This is a genomic window from Gammaproteobacteria bacterium, from assembly GCA_040183005.1.
Classification (GTDB): domain Bacteria; phylum Pseudomonadota; class Gammaproteobacteria.
Genome location: JAMPIW010000007.1, coordinates 1411038 through 1433659, shown reverse-complemented (window position 1 = coordinate 1433659; position 22622 = coordinate 1411038). Strand labels below are relative to the sequence as shown.

The following is a 22622-nucleotide window of genomic DNA, read 5'->3' as shown; positions in this document are numbered from 1 at the left end:
GATGAATGGAGGCAAGTCATGAATAGAGTAGGAATAGGTGTGCCAAACGCGAATCACATCACCTTTGACGAGAGAAAACCATTTGACGAAGCAGTGGATGCATGGCCTGGTTTTCTTGGCATCGACGGCGATGCAAGACGCGCTCTAAAATCGGACTGGCGAAGTTATGCAATGGATCGACGGCTCACTTGTGTTGCGTTTGCTGCACGTTTTCTTTTGGGCTGTCAAAGCCCCGAGAAAAAAGTCTGAAGGGCATGATGAAAAAAATGGGGGACTTATAGGGACTTATAGATATGGATAATACCCATAGCCGCACGACACCGGCTGATGCTTTAGTAATCTTCGGCGCGACCGGCAACCTTGCTCACAAGATGATTTTTCCGGCGCTCTACGCGATGGCTAAACGCGGTGTTCTCAGCGTGCCGGTGATCGGCGTCGCCGCATCGAAGTGGAATCTGGCACAATTTCGCAAACAGGCGAATGACAGCATTAAGCAAGCTGGCAAGATAGACGACCGGGACGCCCTCGACCACCTTCTTTCCCTGCTCCAGTACGTGGACGGTGATTACAACGATCTGAGTACGTTCAAAACGCTCAAGCAGGCGCTGGGCGATGCCAAGCGCCCGGCGCACTACCTCGCCATCCCACCCGCGCTGTTTGCTATGGTAATAAAAGGACTTGGGGCTTCCGGCTTGGCCGATCAGGCGCGCGTCATTGTCGAAAAACCGTTCGGACGCGACCTGGCCTCCGCGCGGGAGCTCAACCGCATCGCGTTGTCGGTGTTTGCAGAAGATGCGATCTTCCGAATTGACCACTATCTCGGAAAGGAAGCAATCATGAACATCCTCTATTTCCGTTTTGCAAATTCATTCTTGGAGCCGATTTGGAATCGTAATCATGTGGCCAGCGTGCAGATCACGCTGGCCGAGGATTTCGGCGTGAAGGGTCGCGGTGCGTTTTACGAAAGTGCGGGTTGTCTGCGTGACGTTATCCAGAACCATTTATTCCAGATTGTCGCGCTGCTGGCCATGGAGCCACCGGCCTATCAGGGCTATGGCGCCGTGCATAGCGAGAAAGCCAAGGTGTTCCAGGCCATGCGTCCGCTGCAGCCGGACGACGTGTTACGCGGCCAGTACACCGGCTACCGCAAAGAGCCTGGCGTGGCGAAGGATTCAGATGTGGAAACATTCTGCGCCCTGCGGTTGTTCATCGATTCGTGGCGCTGGGAAGGGGTTCCGTGGTATCTGCGATCCGGCAAATGCCTGGCTACAACGGCGGCCGAAGTTGTCGTGGAGCTGAGGCCGCCACCGCAGCGGCTGTTCGACGATTCAGCGCCCGTGGCCGGGCGGGCCAACTATCTGCGCTTCAGGCTTTCCCCCAACGCTGCCGTCGCCCTCGCCGCGCGCGTCAAGCTCGTTGGCAAAGAGTTCATCGGCGACCAGCGCGAGCTCTATCTGCTGGATGAACAGATGGGAGAGGAAACACCCTACGAGCGGCTATTGAGTGACGCCATGGCTGGCAACGGTGCGCTGTTCACCCGTGAAGACGCGGTTGAGGCCGCCTGGGCGGTGGTCGATCCCGTACTTGAAAAGCACCACCGGGTACACGCCTACAAGCCCGGCAGTTGGGGGCCGAAACAAGCGGACGCGCTCATTGCGGCAGACGGAAGCTGGTACAACCCGATACCGGGAAAGGCGGCAAAATGACAACCGCAACGCAACTCGACCAGCTGTGCATCAATACCCTGCGCACGCTTTCCATCGGCGCCGTGCAGCAGGCGCAGTCCGGGCATCCCGGAACGCCCATGGACGCCGCGCCGGTGGCCTACTGTTTGTGGCAGCGTTTTCTGCGCTATGAGCCAACCCGTAGGGTCCCCACTGGCCGAACTTCTTATAGGCCAACGTGTGCAAAACCAGCTTTGTTCGGATTGAAGAATGACTATGGAATCATCACCTCAGCTAGCTAACACAAGCAGAGCTAATCCCGCTGGCGGGAAAGATGCGCATATTTCCGATCAATTATTGGAAAAGGGGCGCGCCGATGCCGCTACCGTTTTGCAGCAGCTTGCATCGCGCTTAGATGGCCTGACGCAGGCTGAAGCCGATACTCGCTTGAAGCAATATGGGCCGAATGCGATTGCTCGGGAGCAGCGGCAATCTGCCTTGCTGCGCCTGTTGAGCAACGTCAAGAATCCATTGGTCCTGCTGCTCGTGGCGCTGGGCGTGCTTTCTTTTCTGACTGGTGACTTGCGGGCGACGGTCGTCATTTTCGTGATGGTGATTCTCGGCATAGTTCTGCGTTTCGTGCAGGAGATGCGCGCCGATAACGCGGCCGAGAAGCTTAAGGCGATGGTCAGCAACACGGCAACGGTGGTGCGAGGCGGCAAGGAGCAGGAAGTCGCGCTGAAGATTATGGTGCCGGGCGATATCATCCGACTGGCAGCCGGTGACATGGTGCCGGCCGACGTGCGCGTGCTGTCCGCCAAGGACTTGTTTCTCAATCAGGCGGCACTTACCGGCGAATCTCTACCGGTGGAAAAAAAGGCCGACGCGGCGCTCGCAGACATTCACAACCCGCTGGAACTGGCAAGCATCTGCTTCCTGGGCACCAACGTGGAAAGCGGATCGGCAACGGCGGTGATCATTTACACCGGCGAGCAGACTTACTTGGGATCGCTAGCCGCCAGTATCGTCGGACAGCGTCAGTTGACCAGCTTCGATAAGGGCATCAACAAGTTTACCTGGCTGATGATCCTGTTCATCGCCGTGATGGTGCCGACCGTCTTTCTGCTCAACGGGCTGAGCAAACACAACTGGATGGAAGCATTTCTGTTTGCGATGGCCGTGGCAGTCGGGCTTACGCCGGAGATGCTGCCGATGATCGTCACGGTCAACCTGTCCAAGGGTGCGCTGGCGATGGCGCGCAAGAAAGTGATTGTAAAGCGCCTGAATGCCATTCAGAACTTCGGTGCGATGGATGTGCTATGCACCGACAAGACCGGCACGATTACCCAGGGCAAGATCGTGCTGGAAAAACACTTGGACGTGAACGGCGAAGACAGCGAGAAGGTGCTGCATTTTGGCTACCTGAACAGCTTTCATCATACCGGCCTGAAGAACCTGCTGGACGAGGCCATCCTCAAGCATGAGGAACTGGAACAACACCTGCAAGTGCAAGAGAAGTACCGCAAGATAGACGAGATTCCGTTCGACTTCGTGCGGCGCCGGATGTCGGTGGTGGTGGAAGATGAAAGCGGACTGAATACGCTGATCTGCAAAGGCGCGGTCGACGAAGTGCTGAGCCTGTGCACGCGGGTGGAACTGAATGGCGAGGTGATCGCGGTGCAGCCCGAACATGACACCAGACGCCGGCAGCTTGCGGACGAACTTAATGGACAGGGCTTCCGTGTCATCGCCTTGGCATATAAGCAAATGCAGGGGGCGCCGGATGAGCCGGTGTACGCGGTCAGGGATGAGTCGGACCTGATCCTGCTGGGTTTTTTGGCCTTCCTCGATCCGCCCAAGGACACCGCCGTCGAGGCCTTGAAGCGGCTGCACAGCCTAAATGTGGACGTCAAAATTCTGACCGGCGATAACGAAATCATCACCGCCTACATCTGCAAGGAAGTAGGCATGCCGGTGGAGCATCTGTTGCTCGGCTCGCAGATCGAGGCGATGAGCGATAACGAACTTGCCGATGCTGTATCAACAAGCAGCGTGTTTGCGCGGCTGGCTCCGGCGCACAAGGAGCGCATCATCCGCGCACTGCAGAGCCGCGATCACGTGGTCGGCTTTATGGGTGACGGCATCAACGACGCCCCAGCACTCAAGGCGGCCGATGTGGGTATTTCAGTGGATAGCGCAGTCGACATCGCCAAGGAGTCCTCCGACATCATCCTGCTGGAAAACAACTTGCTGATACTGGAGCAGGGCGTGCTGGAGGGGCGGCGGGTGTTCGGCAACATCATCAAGTACATCAAGATGGCGGCCAGCTCCAACTTCGGCAACATGTTCAGTGTGGTCGGGGCCAGCGTGTTTTTGCCCTTCCTGCCGATGTTGCCGATCCAGGTGTTGATCAACAATCTGCTGTACGACTTCTCGCAGACCACGATCCCCACCGACGAGGTAGACGCCGACTGGCTGATCAAGCCGCGCAAGTGGGAGATAGGCGAGATCCAGCGTTTTATCCTGTTTATCGGACCGATCAGTTCGATCTTCGATTACCTGACATTCTTCATCATGCTGTATCTTTTCAACAGCTGGCAAAACCCGGCACTGTTCCACACCGGCTGGTTCGTGGAGTCGATCTTCACCCAGACGCTGATCATCCATGTTATTCGCACCAACAAGATTCCGTTCATCGAAAGCCGGGCCAGCTGGCAGCTGATTGCCACTTCGCTGATCATCGTTGCAGTCGGCGCCTGGCTGACGGTTTCGCCGCTGGCCGACACGCTCGGCTTTGTCGTGCTGCCACCGCTGTACTGGCTGCTGCTGGCGATCATGCTGCTGTGCTATATGATCCTGACTCAGCTGGTGAAGACCTGGTTTATCCGCAGGTTTGGCGAATGATTGGGGTGGTGGAGAGCATGCATATATTCGTTACTCGGATTGCAAGTGCGTGCCATGTTGCTGTCGATCCTATGGCATCGATGAGCGCTGTCGGTAACCCTGCACTTGCCGTCATTGCCGAGCAGGTTCAGGAAAAACTGAAAAAGGTGATTGAAAGCCTGTGAGCGTATGATTTAATCGCTGTCTGCAATTCAAGTAGATGCTAATCATTCATTCGAGGAGTAACACATGTTGGTGACTTTTACGACGGATGCCTACGCCGACATAACCATGTTTGGTGATGTCGCGCTTACTATGCTGAAAATGATGGGACACAGTGCCACAGTACCCGGTGCGATTCTGGCGGCTGATGTTCCTGTTGCCCTGAATCGGTTAACAGATGCTGTCGATGCAGAAAAAGCCTTGCCGCAAGTTGAGGACAAGGATACGGATGAACCAATGGTGAGCACGGCGACTCGTGCGCTGCCTCTCATTAATCTTCTTGCTGCCGCAGCGAAGGCAAACTCTAACGTAATGTGGAAATAAATTGTCATTCGGAGTATGCCCCATATTGAAGCCAGGGAACAAGTGATGCGCCGCGTTACGAAGAAATGAAACAGGTCTGTACGAAGTCTCGCCGGCTCTGCTTTGTCGTTTCACGTACGTCAGCGTACGTGAAGCATCTGTGCACGCGAGACGCTGTGCGCAGCACCCAAGCATCAGGTAACGGCGTACTCATCGGCGGCTTGAAAGTAGTGATGGAGAGCGGCTGGTTTGCGGCACGTCCGTCCGGCACCGAAGATATCTATAAGATTTATGTGGAGAGCTTTCGTGGAGCGGATCATCTGCAGCGCATCTTGGAAGAAGCATAGGCCTCGTCTCTGTTGCGATGGCGGCGCCCACGCGGCAGCCGGAGATTGCATCCACGAAAAATTATGAGGGAAATCTCATGAGCGAACAAGCATGAATCCGACACCCGAAGGACCGCATTTTGTCCAAGGACATTGATGGATTCAATTACCTGGCCGAACTTGCTCTGGATATGCGTTCGACGTGGAGTCATGGCGCAGATGATGTGTGGCGGCAGCACTGGACGGCTGGTGGTCGTTGGGAGATGGGCAGGAACATGATAACGATCCCGCCTGGGATGCTATCGAAGTGGAAGTCCTCTATGCCCTGCTAGAACGCGCCTGCAGTGCGTGCGCGGATCTGCGCCGGGCTGGATTTCTTGGAATCGAGATTGAGGAAAAGCGTAAATTGGCGAATGTGGGCGTGATTTCCGCGCAGACCAGCCGAGTCGCTGTTCGCGCCATGCATACGGATGAGGAAGTGATGATCGCAAAATCGGTCTGCCGCGTTTTGGGTTTCCCAATTGAAAAGAAAGGAATAGGGTCATGAAGACGAAAAAGATTAAGCTCACGAACAATCCGTTGTCGCCTGATGTTCTGCGTAGGATCAACGCCTATTGGCGCGCAGCCAACTATCTGTCGGTTGGCCAGATTTATTTGTACGATAATCCTCTGCTCAAAAAACCGTTGACGCTGGATCATGTGAAGCCTCGGCTGCTGGGGCACTGGGGTACCACGCCGGGCTTGAACTTCATTTACGTTCACCTCAATCGCATCATTCAGCAATATGACCTGAGCATCATCAATGTCACAGGCCCCGGGCATGGTGGACCGGGTCTGGTGGCCAACACCTATCTGGAGGGTACTTACAGCGAGCTGTATCCGAACATTTCCCAGGACGAACAGGGCATGAAAAAGCTGTTCACCCAGTTTTCTTTTCCCGGCGGCATCCCCAGTCACGTCGCTCCGGAAACCCCGGGCTCGATTAACGAAGGCGGCGAACTCGGATATTCCCTTGCTCACGCCTATGGCGCCGCGTTCGACAATCCCGACTTGCTGGTGGCCTGCGTGGTGGGCGATGGCGAGGCGGAAACCGGCGCGCTGGCCACCAGCTGGCATTCGAACAAATTCCTCAATCCGGTTCATGATGGCGCTGTGCTGCCCATTCTGCATTTGAACGGCTACAAGATTGCCGGCCCCACCGTGCTGGCGCGCATTAGCCACGAAGAACTTGACCAGCTTTTTCGCGGTTACGGTTACACCCCGTATTTCGTCGAGGGCGACGACCCCGAGCAGATGCACCAGCTCATGGCCGCCACGCTCGATACAGTGGTCGCCGAGATCAAGCGTATCCAGCACGACGCCCGCGCCAACGGATTCAGCGAGCGGCCGCGCTGGCCGATGATCATTCTGCGCTCACCGAAGGGCTGGACCGGTCCTGAATCAGTCGATGGAAAACCGATTGAAGGGACATTCCGCGCGCATCAGGTACCTGTTACCGATTTCGAAACGAAGCCGAAGCACCTGAAGATTCTCGAACAATGGATGAAGAATTACCGCCCCGAAGAACTATTCGACGAACATGGCAGGCTCATGCCGGAACTGGCCGAACTGGCGCCGAAAGGCGAGCGGCGCATGGGGGCCAACCCGCATGCTAATGGCGGAATGCTGCTGCGCGATCTGAGCATGCCGGACTTCCGCGACTATGCGGTCGAGGTGCCGAAACCCGGCGCCGTGGTAGACGAAGCGACGCGCGTGCAGGGCCAGTTCATGCGCGACGTGTTGCAGCTCAATGCCGAGGCACGCAATTTCCGTATCTTCAGCCCGGACGAAACCGCGTCGAACCGTTGGGGCGCCGTGTTCGAAGTAACGAACCGTTGCTCGACTGCAGACATCATTTCCATCGACGAGCACGTCGCGCCCGATGGCCGGGTGATGGAGATGTTGAGCGAGCACCAGTGCGAGGGTTGGCTCGAAGGTTACCTGCTGACGGGCCGGCACGGTTTCTTCTCATGCTACGAAGCGTTTATCCATATTGTGGATTCGATGTTCAACCAGCACGCCAAGTGGCTCAAGGTATCGAGAGACATTCCATGGCGACGCCCCATCGCCTCGTTGAACTACCTGCTGTCGTCGCACGTGTGGCGGCAGGACCACAACGGATTCAGCCATCAGGATCCGGGTTTCATCGACCACGTGGTGAACAAGAAGGCGGACGTTATCCGCATCTATTTACCGCCCGACGCCAATACACTGCTGTCGATCACCGATCACTGCTTGCGCAGCCGCAATTACGTCAATGTCATCGTTGCAGGTAAACAGCCGGAACTGCAATGGCTGGATATGGAAGCAGCTATCAAGCACTGTACGGCCGGGCTCGGCATCTGGGAATGGGCCAGCAACGACGCAGGCGGTGACCCCGATGTGGTGATGGCCTGTTGCGGTGACGTGCCTACGCTGGAAACGCTAGCGGCGGTCAAGATTCTGCGGCAGTACTTTCCTGAACTGAAGATTCGCGTCATAAACGTGGTGGATTTGATGACGCTGCAGCCGCAGAGCGAACATCCTCATGGCCTTTCTGACAAGGATTTCGATGGCCTGTTCACCCAGGACAAGCCCATAGTTTTTGCCTTCCACGGCTATCCCTGGCTGATTCATCGTCTGACCTACCGCCGCACTAATCATCAGCAGATGCACGTACGCGGGTACAAGGAAAACGGCACCACCACCACCCCCTTCGACATGGTGGTGTTGAACGATCTCGACCGCTTCCACCTGGTCATCGACGTCATCGACAGGGTGCCTAGTCTGGGTTCACGCGCCGCCTATGCTAAACAATTTATGCGCGACAAACTGCTCGATCACAAGGACTACATTGAAAAAAACGGCGAAGACATGCCGGAGATTCGCAATTGGAAATGGGGTACCAAGGAAACGGGGAAGAAAGTCTCCCCGCGCAAATGAGCGGCGCTGTTGAGACGGTGAAAAATTATTCAATGAGTAATAACTGACGGAGGTTCCATGTCGATATCCATACAAGAACTGGAAAAAACGGTTGCCGACCTAACGGCGCCAGGCAGGGGAATTCTCGCGGCCGACGAGAGTACCGGCACCATCGAGAAACGCTTCAAGGCAGTGAAAGTGGCGTGCACGGAGGAGGCCCGGCGCGATTACCGCGAGTTGTTATTTTCTACGCCAGGCCTCGGTGATTTTATCAGCGGTGTCATTCTGTTCGAGGAGACACTTAAACAGAAAACCGCGGCAGGCGTGCCGGTGCCGCAGTTGCTGACAACACAAGGCATAGTGCCCGGTATCAAAGTGGATAAGGGCACTGTGCTGTTGCCTAACTTTCCCGGAGAGACAGTGACGCAGGGCTTGGACGGTCTGGCGCAGCGGCTAAGCGAATATAAACAGCTGGTTGCGCGCTTCGCCAAGTGGCGCGCGGTAATGGCTATCGGTGAGGGCATCCCAACACCGTCAGCTATTGTAGCCAATGCGCATGCCTTGGCGCGTTACGCAGCCATTTGCCAGGAGCAGGGCGTGGTGCCGATCGTCGAGCCTGAGGTATTGATGGACGGCGACCACACGTTCGAGACCTGTGCACGCGTCACTGAAGAGGTGCTGCATGCAGTGTTTCACGCGCTGCACCAGCATGGCGTCGCGCTGGAGTGCATGCTCTTGAAACCCAGCATGGTCGTCCCTGGCAGCGCATGCCCCAAGCAAGTCACACCCCAGCAGGTGGCGCAAGCAACGCTTATCTGTCTGCGGCGCACGGTGCCGGCAGCGGTGCCCGGAATCAATTTCCTCTCCGGCGGGCAGAGTGAGGCGGCGGCCACGGCCAACCTCAACGCCATAAATACCGGCGCAGAAAGGCAACCATGGGTCTTGAGCTTCTCCTACGGGCGCGCCCTCCAGGCACCCGTGCTTAAGGCATGGCGCGGCGAGACGGTGAACAAGATGATCGCACAGCAAGCGCTGTACCAGCGGGCGCGTTTGAATGGCGCGGCCAGTCAAGGTAAATACACCGCCGCGATGGAGAGCGAATGAGTTGCGGAATGGGCGTTAGCCATGCAGGTGGCGACACTATCAACAAAAACTTCTCTACGCATCCAACTGCCATGCCGTGCTGCTGATTTTTCAGGCGATGGACGCCGCCGGAAAAGACGGCGCCATCAAGCACATGATGTCCGGCGTCAACCCGCAAGGCTGTCAGGTTTTCAGTTTCAAACATCCAAGCGCCGCGGAACTGGAGCACGATTTTCTATGGCGCACCACCCAGTGTCTGCCGGAGCGCGGCCGGATCGGCATCTTCAATCGCTCCTATTACGAGGAGGTGTTGATCGTTCGCGTGCATCCGGAGATTCTGCGCAGCGAAGGCTTGCCAGGTGACCTGCTCGACGAGAAGTCTGTCTGGAAGGAACGCTATCGTTCCATCGTCGACATGGAGAACCATCTCACCCGTAACGGCACGCGGATCATCAAGTTCTTTCTTCACCTGTCCAGGGAGGAACAGCGCAAGCGCTTCCTCGATCGCATCGACGAACCGGACAAGAACTGGAAATTCAGCCTTGCCGATATTACGCAGCGGGACAGCGTTGGCGATGGAAGTGGTGTTGACAGCCGGGTTGGTGCACACGATCCTGGGCACGGCCGCGGGGGCGCGCAACATCGGCGCTAACGGCGCCATCGCTGTGGGTGGATACGTTGCTCTGGCGGGTCTTTGGGCGGCACCTATCAGCGGCGCCTCGATGAACCCGGTGCGATCATTGGCGCTGGACCTGGTGCGTGGCGACCTTGGCACGGCGTGGATCTATGTGGTGGGGCCGGTACTGGGCGCGCTGATAGGTGTCGCTTTCGAGTGGATACTAAAGGGCAAGCCCACCACTGCTGGTTCGCTTGCGGCGCAAGGTTCACTCGGCGTCGAAAATTCGACGCAGACACGCGGGGAAGGAGCGGATAAATAAGTGGAGAAAATCGAGCAGATGGAATTGGATGGTGTTGAAAAGGAATGGCTCCATTGAAACTAGATAATACGCTGTGGCGCTGGCGCATTCGGAGGATTCTGAGACGCAATCCTATACCTCACCACATCTGGCACAATGTGACGCGACACGCATTGGTGTTGAGGGAGCTTGATGCGGTGAAAATGGCGCATCTGCGCGAGTTGGCGACGTGGTTTATTGATCGGAAATCGATTATCGGCGTCCAGGGCCTGGAGGTGACGCCACCGATGCGGGTAGCGGTGGCTGCCCAGGCTTGTTTGTTGATTCTGAACCTCGGAGTCGAGTACTTCGATGGTTGGATCGAGGTCATACTCTATCCCGGTGCGTTCCGTGGCAACCACGAAAAAATGGACTCATTTGGCCTGGTTCACAATGAAGAAAGCGCTTTGAGTGGTGAGTCATGGTTGCGCGGCCCGGTGATTTTATCCTGGGATGACGTTGAACGAGATGTCTATCATGGCCGCGCCGGCTACAACGTGGTGCTGCACGAGTTCGCCCATAAGCTGGATGGTCTCAATGGGGGAACCAACGGGATGCCGCCACTGCATGGTGATATGCATCGCGAACAATGGACCGAGGCCATGAGCGCGGCCTACGATGCACTGTGCTTGCAAGTGGCAGCAGGAGAATCAGCCTTTATCAATCCTTATGCCGCCACCAGCCCGGCAGAGTTTTTCGCGGTGTTGAGCGAGTATTTTTTTACCGCACCGGACATTTTAAAAAAGGAGTGCCCCAGTGTCTATCGGCAACTGGCGTTGTTTTATCGGCAGGAGTCATTGCATTGATTCCTAATTACCCGTAAAACAGCTTGCCCCTGCTTCTGATGCTAGATTCATCCAATTGATATTCTTGCGGGAGCGCCCATGTATAAACTCAACGCCGATAGTCCCGCGAAACCACCAACCAAACCGATTGTGAGTGGCGAGCCCGGCCTTGCACCCGCGCCGCCCACCGAAACCACTTTGCCCGACGAGTCCGCGCAGTCAAGGATGTCCCGCCGAGCGGCCTCACGAGCAATGAAGCCCGCCGTCGGCTGGAGAAATCCTGCCAGAACATTGTGGTGCTTCCGGAACGGCCTGCTTGCGCCTTAGCTGAGGACGACTTAGGAGCAACGATGAACCCAAGTAATCCATTAGCCCGTCATTCCCGCGCAGGCGGGAATCCAGCAAGGGCAAACATCCCGCGAAGCGGACAAAACCGCGATGTTGTCCAGCTTCACGGGAGATTTTTTAAATGGGGTATCCACGTAAATGCGGTAAATATTATCGCGCATACAACTTATTGATAAAAGAATAAAAATTTCATTATTTTCTTGTTGTGCGGCAAGTGACATGTGGTCGTCTCGTATTGCAACTAATTGTAATTTCACGAAATTATATTTTACCAATCAAAATCACAGTATTTACGTGTATACCCCACTTTTTTAATCATCTGGATTCCCGTCTGGGCGGGAATGACGCAGTTTTGTGCTAATGGATTTTTTGGGATGAAAACAACCGTCATTCGTCATTTGATATGCGCGACTTGCTCTCCCCGTTGAGTGCCCGGGGTGTCGAGAAGCAACTCGCCAAGGTGCCGTGGGTGAAAAGCTATGTGCGGTAACACGCCTAAGAACCTGTTCACGATCTCGCTGAAGGGCGCATCGCGTCGTTGGATTTCGGCTCGGAATGCGGGGCCGGGAAGCGGCAAACTATGTGTAAACTCCGCTTCCTCGCCAAAATCCGCCTTGCGCTGCATCCCTTGATCGAGATTGTGAACAGGTTCTAAGGGTGCAAGGCGTGTATACTGTTCGTGATGTTTATGCCGCTTAGGCGATCATTCGGAGACCGCTTATGGATAGCCCGCAGAGTCCCAACCAAAACCATCTTCTCGCGGCATTGCCCACGGCTGAATTCGAGCATATCGCCCCCCATCTGGAGCTGGTCACGATGCCGCTGGGCGATGTCCTTTATGAATCCAGCGGCCAGTTGCAGCACGTATATTTTCCGACGACCGCCATCGTGTCACTGCACTACGTGATGGAGACCGGCGCTTCGTCTGAAATCGCGGGGGTGGGCAATGAGGGCGTAGTCGGCATTTCGGTGTTCATGGGGGGGGATACCACACCCAGCAGAGCCATCGTGTCTACCGGCGGTTATGGCTACCGACTGAAGGCGCGGTTGCTGATGGAGGAATTCAATCGCACCGGGGGGCGCCGCGCTGGTGTCATGCAGCATTTGTTGCTGCGCTACACCCAGGCGCTGATTACACAGATATCCCAAACGGCCGTATGCAATCGCCACCATGCGGTGGAGCAGCAACTGTGCCGCTGGCTGTTGCTGACCCTTGATCGTTTGCCCTCGGGCGAGTTGGCCATGACGCAGGAATTAATTGCCGGCATACTCGGCGTGCGGCGTGAAGGCATCACCCAGGCCGCCGGGCATTTGCAGCAAGCGGGGTGCATTCGCTATCGCCGTGGCCACATCACCGTGCTTGATCGGTCGGGCCTGGAGTCGCGCGTGTGTGAATGCTATGCAGTGGTCAAAAAAGAATTCGATCGTTTGCTGTGCGATGTACGTAATCGCCAGGAACTTCCCTCAGCCAGTCACGGTTAATTCCTCGCCCCGCTTCATGCTCCGCATAAAATCCCCGCCTTATGTGTGATAACGCACGGAGAACGGAGGGCTTGACCGCTATGATCGAGCCGTGCCTATCAGGTTGATTGCCAAAGATGGCTTGCAACGCTTACCCACGAACGGGCGGTAATGGTGCCCATAGACGGCAATGCCGTCAGGTTTTTTGCCCACAGAAGGGTCTCGCACCCCACATGCGGGCTGGGAATGCCATAAATGTGGCAGTTTACCCCTCGGCGCCTGCAAGAAAAAGTGCATGTATTTTTGTGCAGGGTGAGCGTGTAACGTATATCGTAGGTGAGGTGCAGCCTGCACCTTTCGGCTCCGCGATCCGCCAGACCCATTCGCGCTTTAATAGAGGTCGGCCATGTCCGAGACAATCCACGATTCCGTCATTCTCCACCCAGCTGTCGGCGCGGCGGAAGGCATCACCGAACTCCGGCGCCAGGAGGCCTTGCTTAAAACCGGGGCTTTGCAGAGCGCGATTTTCAACAGCGCCAATTTCTCGAGTATCGCAACTGACGCGAAGGGCGTCATTCAGATCTTCAACGTCGGCGCGGAACACATGTTGGGCTATGCGGCCGCCGACGTGATGAACAAGATCACCCCGGCCGACATTTCCGATCCTCAGGAAGTTATCGCGCGCGCCAACACGTTGAGCGTCGAGCTCGGAACAAAGATTACGCCGGGCTTCGAGGCATTGGTGTTCAAGGCCGCGCGCGGCATCGAGGACATTTACGAGCTGACCTATATCCGCAAGGACGGCAGCCGCTTCCCGGCGGTAGTGTCGGTCACGGCGCTGCGCGACGATCAAGACGCCATCATCGGCTACCTGCTGATCGGCACCGATAATACCGCGCGCAAGCAGGCCGAAGAGGCGCTGCTCAAGGCGGGGGCCCTGCAGAACGCGATTTTCAACAGCGCCAATTTCTCGAGCATTGCTACCGACGCGAAGGGCGTCATCCAGATCTTCAACGTCGGCGCGGAACGCATGCTGGGCTACACGGCCGCCGACGTGATGAACAAGATCACCCCGGCCGACATTTCCGATCCTCAGGAAGTTATCGCGCGCGCCAACACGTTGAGCGTCGAGCTCGGAACAAAGATTGCGCCGGGCTTCGATGCATTGGTGTTCAAGGCCTCACGCGGCATCGAGGATATTTACGAGCTGACCTACATCCGCAAGGATGGCAGCCGCTTCCCGGCGGTCGTGTCGGTCACGGCGCTGCGCGACGATCAAAACGCAATTATCGGCTATCTGCTGATCGGCACCGACAACACCGCGCGCAAGCAGGTCGAAGCAGAGCAGAAGCTGCTCGATCAGCGGCTGCGCGACCAGCAGTTCTACACGCGCTCGCTCATTGAATCCAACATCGACGCGCTGATGACTACCGATCCGTCCGGCATCATTACAGACGTCAACAAGCAGATGGAGGCGCTTACCGGTTGCACACGTGACGAGCTGATCGGCGCGCCGTTCAAGAATTACTTCACCGATCCGGAGCGAGCCGAGGCAGGCATCAAGCGGGTGCTGAGCGAAAAGAAGGTCACCGACTACGAGCTAACCGCGCGCGCCAGGGACGGCAAGGAAACGGTGGTGTCCTACAATGCGACCACATTCTACGATCGCGACAGGAAGCTGCAGGGCGTGTTCGCCGCTGCGCGCGACGTCACCGAACGCAAACGCCTGGATCAGGTACTGCAGGAAAAGAACGCTGAGCTGACCAACGCCAAGGCCGCGGCGGAAAAAGCCAACCTCGCGAAATCTGATTTCCTTTCCAGCATGAGCCACGAGTTGCGCTCCCCGCTCAATGCAATCCTCGGCTTCGCCCAGTTGATGGAGTCGGGTTCGCCGCTGCCAACGCCCACACAAAAGTCAAGCATCGACCAGATTCTCCAGGCGGGATGGTATCTGCTGGAGTTGATTAACGAAATCCTCGATCTCGCGTTGATCGAGTCCGGCAAACTCTCGCTGTCGCTGGAACCCATATCGCTGCCCGAAGTGCTGCTCGATTGCCAAGCCATGATCGAACCGCAGACACAAAAAAGCGGCATACGCATGAGCTTTCCTCAGTTTGATAGCCCTTACTTTGTCAATGCCGATCGGACCCGGGTGAAGCAGGTTTTCATCAATCTGCTTTCCAACGCGATCAAATACAACCGCGCGGGGGGGACGGTCGAAGTGACGTGCAGCGCGAACACAGCGGAGCGCATACGTATTAGTGTGCAGGATACCGGCGAAGGATTGTCCCCGGAAAAACTCGCACAACTGTTCCAGCCGTTCAATCGTCTCGGACAAGAGGCCAGCGCCGAGGAAGGCACCGGCATCGGCCTGGTGGTGAGCAAGCGGCTGGTCGAATTGATGGGGGGCAAAATTGGCGCGGAAAGTACCGTCGGAGTGGGCAGTGTGTTCTGGATCGAGCTGAACTCGGCGGCCGCGCTACAACTTGCTGCCGGTGCAGGCGAACCGCTTGCGCCGATTCAGGCGCGTGTTCAGCATGGCGCAGCGCTGCGCACCCTGCTGTATGTGGAAGACAACCGGGCGAACATGCAGCTGGTCGAGCAACTCATCGCGCGTCGTCCCGACATGCGCTTGTTGAGTGCGGGTGATGGCACGCGCGGCATCGCGCTGGCGCGCACTTACCAGCCGGAGGTGATCCTTATGGACATCAATCTGCCTGGCATCAGCGGTATACAGGCGCTGAAAATCCTGCGTGAAGATCCGGTAACGGCACACATCCCGGTGCTTGCCATCAGTGCCAATGCCATGCCACGCGATATTCAGAAAGGCCTGGAGGCCGGATTCTTCCGCTATCTCACCAAGCCGATCAAAGTCAACGAGTTCATGGAAGCGCTGGATGAGGCGCTTAAATTTTCCGAGATGGAAGGGGTTGCTACCCATGAAGCCGGACAAATACGATGATTAGCGAGATACCAATTCTCAACGCCCTCCAGGGGATAAGCAGCGACTCGCCCGCGTGCGGGCTTGGTCGAATGGTTAGTTGTTCCATCAGAGGTGGGGGAGAGGGTATGGGCCGGGCGGCAGGAACCCCCATCACCCGCAATGGCGTTGCCGCAACCGTTGTGCGCGGGGTAAATCTTCCTTGAAGGCCGGTTATAAAATTGGTGCCTGGCTTGCTGGAGCGGCCCTGCTGGTTGCGCTGGGGGTGGCGGTATCGCTCTGGACTTTCAAACAGGTCGAAGAAGCAGCTGGGATGCGCAAGCATAGCCGCGTTTTATTGATCCGCGCGAACAATTTTCTGTCTACATTGGTAGATTCAGAGACCGCTATGCGTGGCTATGTACTGACCGGTGACGAGGCCTTTTTGGAACCGTATCTGGCGGTGCGCGATCGCATCAGGGGCAATCTGCAAGAACTGCGTCAACTTACCTTAATTCCTACAGCCAAAAACCACCTGGACGCACTGGTTCCACTGGTCGATGCCAAACTGGCGCATATATCGCAGGCCATCGAGTTACGCCGCAACCATGACGAAACTGCCGCGGTGGCGCTTGTACGCAGTGGTCAGGGCCGGCGCTTGATGGATTCGATTCGTGCCGAGATGGGCCGCCACATCCCGCTAGAGGAAGGCATGCTGGCGCAGCGCGAAGCTGAATTCCAGTCGAGCATGCGCAATCTATTTGCCGCCATTGTTGGCGCCAGCCTGTTTACGCTGCTGTTTGCACTGGCCTTCGCTTATTCGTTCTATCGGGAAACACAACTACGGCTCAAGAATTTAGTTCATCTCGAAACACAGAAATTGCTCGAGATTCAGGAGCAGACGAACAAACAACTGCAACAGGCCAACGTCACCTTGCAGCTTAGCGAAGCACGCTATCGCACGCTCTTCGAATCAATCGACGAAGGCTTTTGCATCATCGAAATGATTTTCGACAAACACGACAAGCCAGTCGATTGGCGTTTTCTGGAAGTGAACCCCTCGTTCGAGAAACAGACCGGATTGCACGATATCGTGGGAAAACGGATGCGCGAACTGGCCCCGGATCATGAAGCGCATTGGTTTGAAACGTATGGCAAAGTCGTGCTGACGGGCGAACCGATTCGCTTTGTAAACGAAGCGAAAGCCCTGGATGACAGTTGGTTCGACCTCTACGCCTTCCGGGTTGGCGGGCGGGACAGCCGCAAAGTTGCCGTCCTTTTCACCAACATCACCGAACGCAAACGCCTGGATCAGGCGCTACAGGATCAGAACGCCGAGCTGGAGCGCGCCAGGCGATTGGCTGAAAAAGCCAACCTTGCCAAATCGGCTTTCCTGTCCAGCATGAGCCATGAACTGCGCACCCCGCTCAATGCCATCCTCGGCTTCGCCCAGTTGCTGGAGGCCGGTTCGCCGCCGCCCACGGCCGCCCAGCTTGTCAGGCTGCACCAGATTACCAAGGCGGGATGGTATCTGCTGGAGCTGATTAACGAAATTCTCGATCTCGCGGTGATCGAGTCCGGCAAGCTGTCGCTGTCGGGAGAACCGGTGTCGCTGATCGATGTCATGCGCGAATGCCAGGCCATGATCGAACCGCAGGCGCAACAACGCGGCATCCACATCAACTTTCTGCCATTCGATCCGGATTGGTATGCCAGGGCCGATCGAACGCGCGTCAAGCAGGTTCTGATCAACCTGTTGTCCAATGCGGTCAAATACAACCGCGAGCAGGGAACAGTCATGGTGAAATGCACCGCGCGCACTCCGGAACGCATCCGCATCAGCATCAAGGACAGCGGCGCGGGATTGTCTGTAGAAAAAATGGCGCAGCTATTCCAGCCATTCAATCGTCTCGGGCAGGAGGCCGGCGCCGAGGAAGGGACGGGCATCGGCCTGGCGGTCACCAAACGGCTGGTCGAACTGATGGGCGGCACCGTCGGTGTTGAAAGCACCGTCGGCGTGGGCAGCGAATTCTGGATCGAACTGATCCGGGACGTGACGCCGCAACTGGCCGCGAGACAGGCCATGCCTGCAGAACGTGTGCCGCAGACGCAGGGAAACGCGCCGCTGCGCACCCTGCTCTATGTGGAAGACAATCCGGCCAACCTGATGCTGGTCGAGCACATCATCGAGGATCACCCTCAGCTACGCATGCTGAGTGCGCGCGATGGCAATCGTGGCATCGCGCTGGCGCGCACCTATCAGCCGGAGGTGATCCTGATGGACATCAATCTGCCTGGCATCAGCGGTATCCAGGCGCTAAAAATCCTGCGTGAAGATCCGGTAACGGCACACATCCCGGTGCTTGCCATCAGTGCCAATGCCATGCCACGCGATATCGAGAAAGGCCTGGCGGCAGGATTCTTCCGCTATCTCACCAAGCCGATCAAAGTCAACGAGTTCATGGAGGCGCTGGACATGGCACTGGAGCTTGCGCAAACAGGAATGGACGGCGCAGTTGTGCCAGTACCCCTGTGATGATTAGCCCCGCCGATATTCTTAACGCCAGTATCCTGATCGTAGATGATCAGCAAGCCAATGTGCTGCTGCTGGAGCAAATGCTGCGTGAAGCCGGCTATCGGTGCATAACGTCGACGATGGATCCGCATGCCGTCTGCGCGCTGCATCGCGACAACCACTACGACCTGATTCTGCTTGATCTGCTGATGCCCGGCATGGATGGCTTCCAGGTGATGGAACGCCTAAAGGAAATCGAAACCGACGGCTACCTTCCGGTGCTCGTGATCACAGCCCAACCGGACCACATGCTGCGGGCGCTGGCCTCTGGAGCGAAGGACTTTATCAGCAAACCATTTAATCTGATGGAAGCCAATACGCGCATTCACAACATGCTGGAAGTGCGTTTGTTGTACAAGCAACTCGAGCATTACAGCCGTGCGCTGGAATCCATGGCGCTGCATGACGCGCTAACCGGGCTGCCGAATAGACGGCTTTTAATGGATAGACTCTCCCTGGCCATCGCGCATGCGCACAGGAACAAAAGTACGATGGCGGTGATGTATTTGGATTTGGATGGGTTTAAGCAGATCAATGACACATTGGGCCACGATGCGGGCGACACGCTGCTGAGGATGGTTGCCGATCGCCTGGCGGCTGTGGTGCGTCAAGAGGACACAGTGGCGCGCTTGGGTGGCGACGAATTCGTGATCGCGTTCTGGGAAGTAAACCATGCAGACGGTGTGATCAAGCTGGTGTCAAAAGTGATACAGGCCGTGTCACAACCCTATAGCATTGAAGGCCGCTGCGTGCGCATGACCGCCAGCGCCGGTGTCGGCATTTATCCCACGCATGGCGAGGAGGTGGAGACGCTGATGAAAAGCGCGGATCTGGCCTTGTATGAAGCTAAGCTCACAGGCAAGAACGATTATCGCATTGCAGTGTGCACCGACCCGTTAGCGATTGCGCGTAGTTGACATAACGGATCCTCATAAGACTGCGCCTAGCGCAAAGGAAAGAAAGTGAATAGTATGGTGAGTGCCGCTGATATTCTTAACGCCAGCATTCTGATCGTAGACGATCAGGAAGCCAATGTGCAGTTGCTGGAGCAAATGCTGCGTGAAGTCGGATATCGGCGCATAACATCGACGATGGATCCGTATACCGTCTGCGCGCTGCATCGAGCCAACCACTACGACCTGATTTTGCTTGATCTGCACATGCCCGGCATGAACGGCTTCCAGGTGATGGAAGGCCTGAAGGAAATCGAAACCAATGATTATGTTCCGATACTCGTGATTACGGCCCAACCGGGCCACAAGCTGCGGGCGCTGGCTACCGGCGCGAAGGATTTCGTCGCCAAACCGTTTGACCTGATCGAAGTCAAGACGCGTATTCACAACATGCTGGAAGTGCGGTTGCTGTACAAGCAACTCGAGCATTACAACAAAGCGCTGGAACAAACAGTGCTGAAACGCACGGCCGAACTGCGCGAAAGCGAGGCGCGCTTTCGTCGTTTGACGGAATTGGCATCCGACTGGTACTGGGAGCAGGACCAGAACGGGCATTTCACCAAGGTTTATGGCCCAGCGCTGGAGATGCTCGGCATCCCGGTCGATACCTTGCTCGGCGAAACCAAGGAAGCGCAGGTGGCGCGCTGGAATGAGGCCGAGCGCTCGGCGCTAGAAGCATACATGGCGACGCGGCAGCCGTTCCTGGATTACGTCTATAGCCGGATCGATGGCGATGGTGCGCGCCAATATTTTCAGGTGAGCGGCGAGCCGATGTTCGACGCATCCGGCCGCTTTACCGGTTATCGCGGCGTGGGCAGGGACGTTACCGGGATCATGCGCGATACCGCTCACCCGCCTGCATCATAAATGGGCGGAATGATCCACCCCAAGCACTTGCTGCGTTTCCACATAGCAAAAAAACGAAGGGTAAAAAGCGGGCTTCTATTTTGCGTTTCCCTAGACAATCACTGACGGGCACCTCTAAAAATTCAAATTTCCGTCATTCCCGCGAAGGCGGGAATCCAGCATTCTGAAACAGATGATAAATCAATAACTTCTGGATTCCCGCCTTCGCGGGAATGACGAATTATTAGAGGTGCCCTGACGATTATACTTACAATTCGCAAGGCTTTTTGGCCGTAGAGGTCATAGTCTCGCAGAAGAATGGCGCACATAAACATTGCGGCACAGGTACTGATTCAGTGTAAACTTCTTGTGTAACTGATCTAAATTCATGCCATATACATAAGGCCAGATCTAAACAGCGACTTTATTCCATTGGCGTTTCTCCATCAACCGACCGTCAGTATTTCTCTCATGGAAGCGAGTGATTTGTGCGACACCATATAATCGAAAGTCTCATGACACAGCCCCCTGAAAAAATTGAGGATGCTGCGATTATCTTATGGGAGCAGATGGCGACCCAAATCATTTCGATCGTCGGCGAAGGGGGTTTAAATTCACTTTACGCGAGAAGTGTATTTATTGCCCAGTCCACATTTCCCTGGCTTGAGGCCATCGCACTGTCACCCCAGACTGATCACCGCTTCGCGGCATTAAAAATGTGCCTTGAAGGACAACCATCTGCGCAAGCCAGCGCAGCCAACACTCTGCTACTGATTACTTTCACCGACATCGTGGCCTCATTAATTGGCGAGCAGTTAACGACCCGTATTTTACGTTCGGCATGGGGCACTGACGCCTCGCATGGGGCCGACAAGGAATTCAAACATGAGTAAAAAGGTAAGCATACGTCGTCTGCCCACAGGCGTACCGGGGCTGGACAACCTGTTGGGTGGCGGCCTGCCGGAATTCTCGTTTAACCTGATTGCGGGCACGCCGGGCAGCGGAAAAACCACGCTCGCCCACCAGATCATGTTCTCGCTGGCAAACCCGGATAATCGGGCGCTGTTTTTCACTGTGCTTGGGGAGCCGCCTTTGAAGATGCTCCGTTATCAACAACAATTTCCGTTTTTTGATATAGATAAAGTCAACGAATCGATCCGCTTCGTCAATCTCTCTGCAGATCTCCTGGACGGCGATTTTGACCGGGTATTGTCGCGTATTGCCGAAGAGGTGAAAGCGTATTCTCCCAGCTTTGTTTTTGTCGATTCGTTTCGATCCGTCGCGCAGTCGGCGAAGCAGGAAGAGCAGGGCGCTTCCGGGCTGCAACGGTTCGTGCAGCAACTGGGTATACAAATGACGAGCTGGCAAGCAACTACGTTTTTAATCGGTGAATATTTAATGCCGGAAGCGGAGTCCAGCCCGGTCTTTACTGTGGCCGATGGTATCCTCTGGTTGTCGCAAAATTTGCACCACAATTCCATGGTGCGCAAGATGCAAGTCGTCAAAATGCGTGGTCAAGCACAGGCGCCGGGTTTGCATACCTTCCGCATCAGTGATGCAGGCATTCAGGTTTTCCCGCGTGCAATTATCCAGCATGGCACAGCAATTACTTCAGCAATCAATGTATCCACTGAAAAAGAGCGTGTTTCGATGGGAACAGCTGGGCTGGATGAGATGCTGGGTGGCGGTTTGCCGGCTGGCTATTCGCTACTCGTGGTTGGGCCCTCCGGTTGCGGGAAAACCATATTGGCGACGGACTTTCTCGCCGAAGGTGTACGCAGGGGTGAACCCGGTGTGATTGCGGCGTTTGAAAAGAGCCCCAGCCAACTGCTGGGCAGTAAATTGAATGCGCTGGTCAAGGCGGGGCAGGTGGGGGTGATCGATACGCGTTCGCTGGATTTGTCGATTGATGAAACCTTGCATGATTTGATTGCCATGATTAATCGCATGCAGGCAAAGCGTGTCGTCATCGACTCATTGTCTGGATTCGAGCTGGCGCTGGCGCCCGAGTTTAGAGAAGATTTTCGCGGCTCGCTGTACCGGATGGTTGCTGAGCTGACCAACCTGGGCATGACCATATTAATGACCTCGGAACTGGAAGACCGCTACACCGATTTGCGCTTTAGCCCCTTTGGCAGTGCTTTTCTCGCCGACGCCATTATCGTGCTGCGCTATATCGAAATCGGTGGACAATTCAAACGCGTTTTCTCGGTCGTTAAGGTCCGTGACAGTGAGCACAGCAAGGAGATTCGATTGTTTAACATTACAGATGCGGGCATCATTATTGGCGAGACCTTATCTGGGTATGAAGGAATTATGTCTGGCCGGCCCACGGTCAGTCCGTAGCCAGGACGATC

At 56.1% G+C, this 22622-nt stretch carries 18 protein-coding genes and 3 pseudogenes; 20 read left to right on the top strand and 1 reads right to left on the bottom strand.

The window, feature by feature from the left end; translation table 11 throughout:
• Positions 1-18: 18 nt before the first annotated feature.
• The 13 genes and pseudogenes from M3A44_12715 to M3A44_12655 all read left to right on the top strand — a co-directional run bounded on the left by M3A44_12715 (position 19) and on the right by M3A44_12655 (position 11183).
• Complete coding sequence (locus tag M3A44_12715; protein MEQ6342473.1) at positions 19-249, top strand: hypothetical protein; 231 nt, start codon at positions 19-21, stop codon at positions 247-249.
• 44 nt (positions 250-293) lie between these two features.
• The gene (zwf, locus tag M3A44_12710; protein ID MEQ6342472.1) at positions 294-1706 is read left to right on the top strand and encodes a glucose-6-phosphate dehydrogenase; all 1413 of its coding nucleotides are present in this window, start codon (positions 294-296) and stop codon (positions 1704-1706) included.
• A pseudogene (locus M3A44_12705) lies at positions 1703-1861 on the top strand (transketolase). The gene zwf and the pseudogene M3A44_12705 overlap by 4 nt, the downstream one beginning before the upstream one ends.
• Before the next feature lie 79 nt (positions 1862-1940).
• Positions 1941-4568 (top strand): magnesium-translocating P-type ATPase, encoded by a 2628-nt coding sequence (gene mgtA / locus M3A44_12700; GenBank protein ID MEQ6342471.1) that lies wholly within the window; start codon positions 1941-1943, stop codon positions 4566-4568.
• Positions 4565-4732 carry a hypothetical protein gene (locus M3A44_12695; GenBank protein ID MEQ6342470.1) on the top strand — a complete coding sequence of 56 codons (168 nt, stop codon included), beginning with the start codon at positions 4565-4567 and terminating at the stop codon, positions 4730-4732. The genes mgtA and M3A44_12695 overlap by 4 nt, the downstream gene beginning before the upstream one ends.
• Positions 4733-4796: 64 nt before the next feature.
• A complete protein-coding gene (locus M3A44_12690) occupies positions 4797-5093 on the top strand; it encodes a DUF1840 domain-containing protein (GenBank protein ID MEQ6342469.1) in 297 nt (98 codons plus the stop codon).
• A 158-nt stretch (positions 5094-5251) separates the two neighbouring features.
• Positions 5252-5419, top strand: a pseudogene (locus tag M3A44_12685) (phosphoglucomutase, alpha-D-glucose phosphate-specific).
• 205 nt (positions 5420-5624) lie between these two features.
• On the top strand, positions 5625-5945 hold the full coding sequence (locus tag M3A44_12680) for a hypothetical protein (GenBank protein MEQ6342468.1): 321 nt from the start codon (positions 5625-5627) through the stop codon (positions 5943-5945).
• Positions 5942-8359, top strand: coding sequence for a phosphoketolase family protein (locus M3A44_12675; GenBank protein ID MEQ6342467.1), 2418 nt, complete (start codon positions 5942-5944; stop codon positions 8357-8359). Before M3A44_12680 ends, M3A44_12675 begins: the two co-directional genes overlap by 4 nt.
• A gap of 57 nt (positions 8360-8416) precedes the next feature.
• Positions 8417-9442 carry a fructose-bisphosphate aldolase class I gene (locus tag M3A44_12670; GenBank protein ID MEQ6342466.1) on the top strand — a complete coding sequence of 342 codons (1026 nt, stop codon included), beginning with the start codon at positions 8417-8419 and terminating at the stop codon, positions 9440-9442.
• A 40-nt stretch (positions 9443-9482) separates the two neighbouring features.
• Positions 9483-9983, top strand: a pseudogene (locus M3A44_12665) (polyphosphate kinase 2 family protein).
• A gap of 13 nt (positions 9984-9996) precedes the next feature.
• Complete coding sequence (locus M3A44_12660; protein ID MEQ6342465.1) at positions 9997-10359, top strand: aquaporin; 363 nt, start codon at positions 9997-9999, stop codon at positions 10357-10359.
• A 53-nt stretch (positions 10360-10412) separates the two neighbouring features.
• Positions 10413-11183: a zinc-dependent peptidase gene (locus M3A44_12655; GenBank protein ID MEQ6342464.1), complete on the top strand. Its 771-nt coding sequence runs from the start codon at positions 10413-10415 to the stop codon at positions 11181-11183.
• 347 nt (positions 11184-11530) lie between these two features.
• Here the strand turns inward: M3A44_12655 and M3A44_12650 are convergent, their stop codons facing one another.
• Positions 11531-11731: a hypothetical protein gene (locus M3A44_12650; GenBank protein ID MEQ6342463.1), complete on the bottom strand. Its 201-nt coding sequence runs from the start codon at positions 11729-11731 to the stop codon at positions 11531-11533.
• A 499-nt stretch (positions 11732-12230) separates the two neighbouring features.
• On the opposite strand from M3A44_12650, the gene M3A44_12645 reads away from it, so the two are divergent.
• The 7 genes from M3A44_12645 (at position 12231) to M3A44_12615 (ending at position 22611) form a co-directional block, all read left to right on the top strand.
• A complete protein-coding gene (locus tag M3A44_12645) occupies positions 12231-12992 on the top strand; it encodes a Crp/Fnr family transcriptional regulator (protein MEQ6342462.1) in 762 nt (253 codons plus the stop codon).
• Positions 12993-13377: 385 nt separating this feature from the next.
• A complete protein-coding gene (locus M3A44_12640; GenBank protein MEQ6342461.1) occupies positions 13378-15933 on the top strand; it encodes a PAS domain S-box protein in 2556 nt (851 codons plus the stop codon).
• Between the two features lie 181 nt (positions 15934-16114).
• Positions 16115-18427 carry a CHASE3 domain-containing protein gene (locus tag M3A44_12635; protein ID MEQ6342460.1) on the top strand — a complete coding sequence of 771 codons (2313 nt, stop codon included), beginning with the start codon at positions 16115-16117 and terminating at the stop codon, positions 18425-18427.
• Positions 18427-19383: a diguanylate cyclase gene (locus tag M3A44_12630; GenBank protein MEQ6342459.1), complete on the top strand. Its 957-nt coding sequence runs from the start codon at positions 18427-18429 to the stop codon at positions 19381-19383. Before M3A44_12635 ends, M3A44_12630 begins: the two co-directional genes overlap by 1 nt.
• 54 nt (positions 19384-19437) lie before the next feature.
• Positions 19438-20286: a response regulator gene (locus tag M3A44_12625; protein MEQ6342458.1), complete on the top strand. Its 849-nt coding sequence runs from the start codon at positions 19438-19440 to the stop codon at positions 20284-20286.
• Positions 20287-20780: 494 nt separating this feature from the next.
• Positions 20781-21158 (top strand): hypothetical protein, encoded by a 378-nt coding sequence (locus M3A44_12620; GenBank protein MEQ6342457.1) that lies wholly within the window; start codon positions 20781-20783, stop codon positions 21156-21158.
• Entirely contained in the window at positions 21151-22611 is a 1461-nt protein-coding gene (locus M3A44_12615; GenBank protein MEQ6342456.1) for an AAA family ATPase, read from the top strand. Before M3A44_12620 ends, M3A44_12615 begins: the two co-directional genes overlap by 8 nt.
• The last annotated feature ends 11 nt before the right edge of the window (positions 22612-22622 follow it).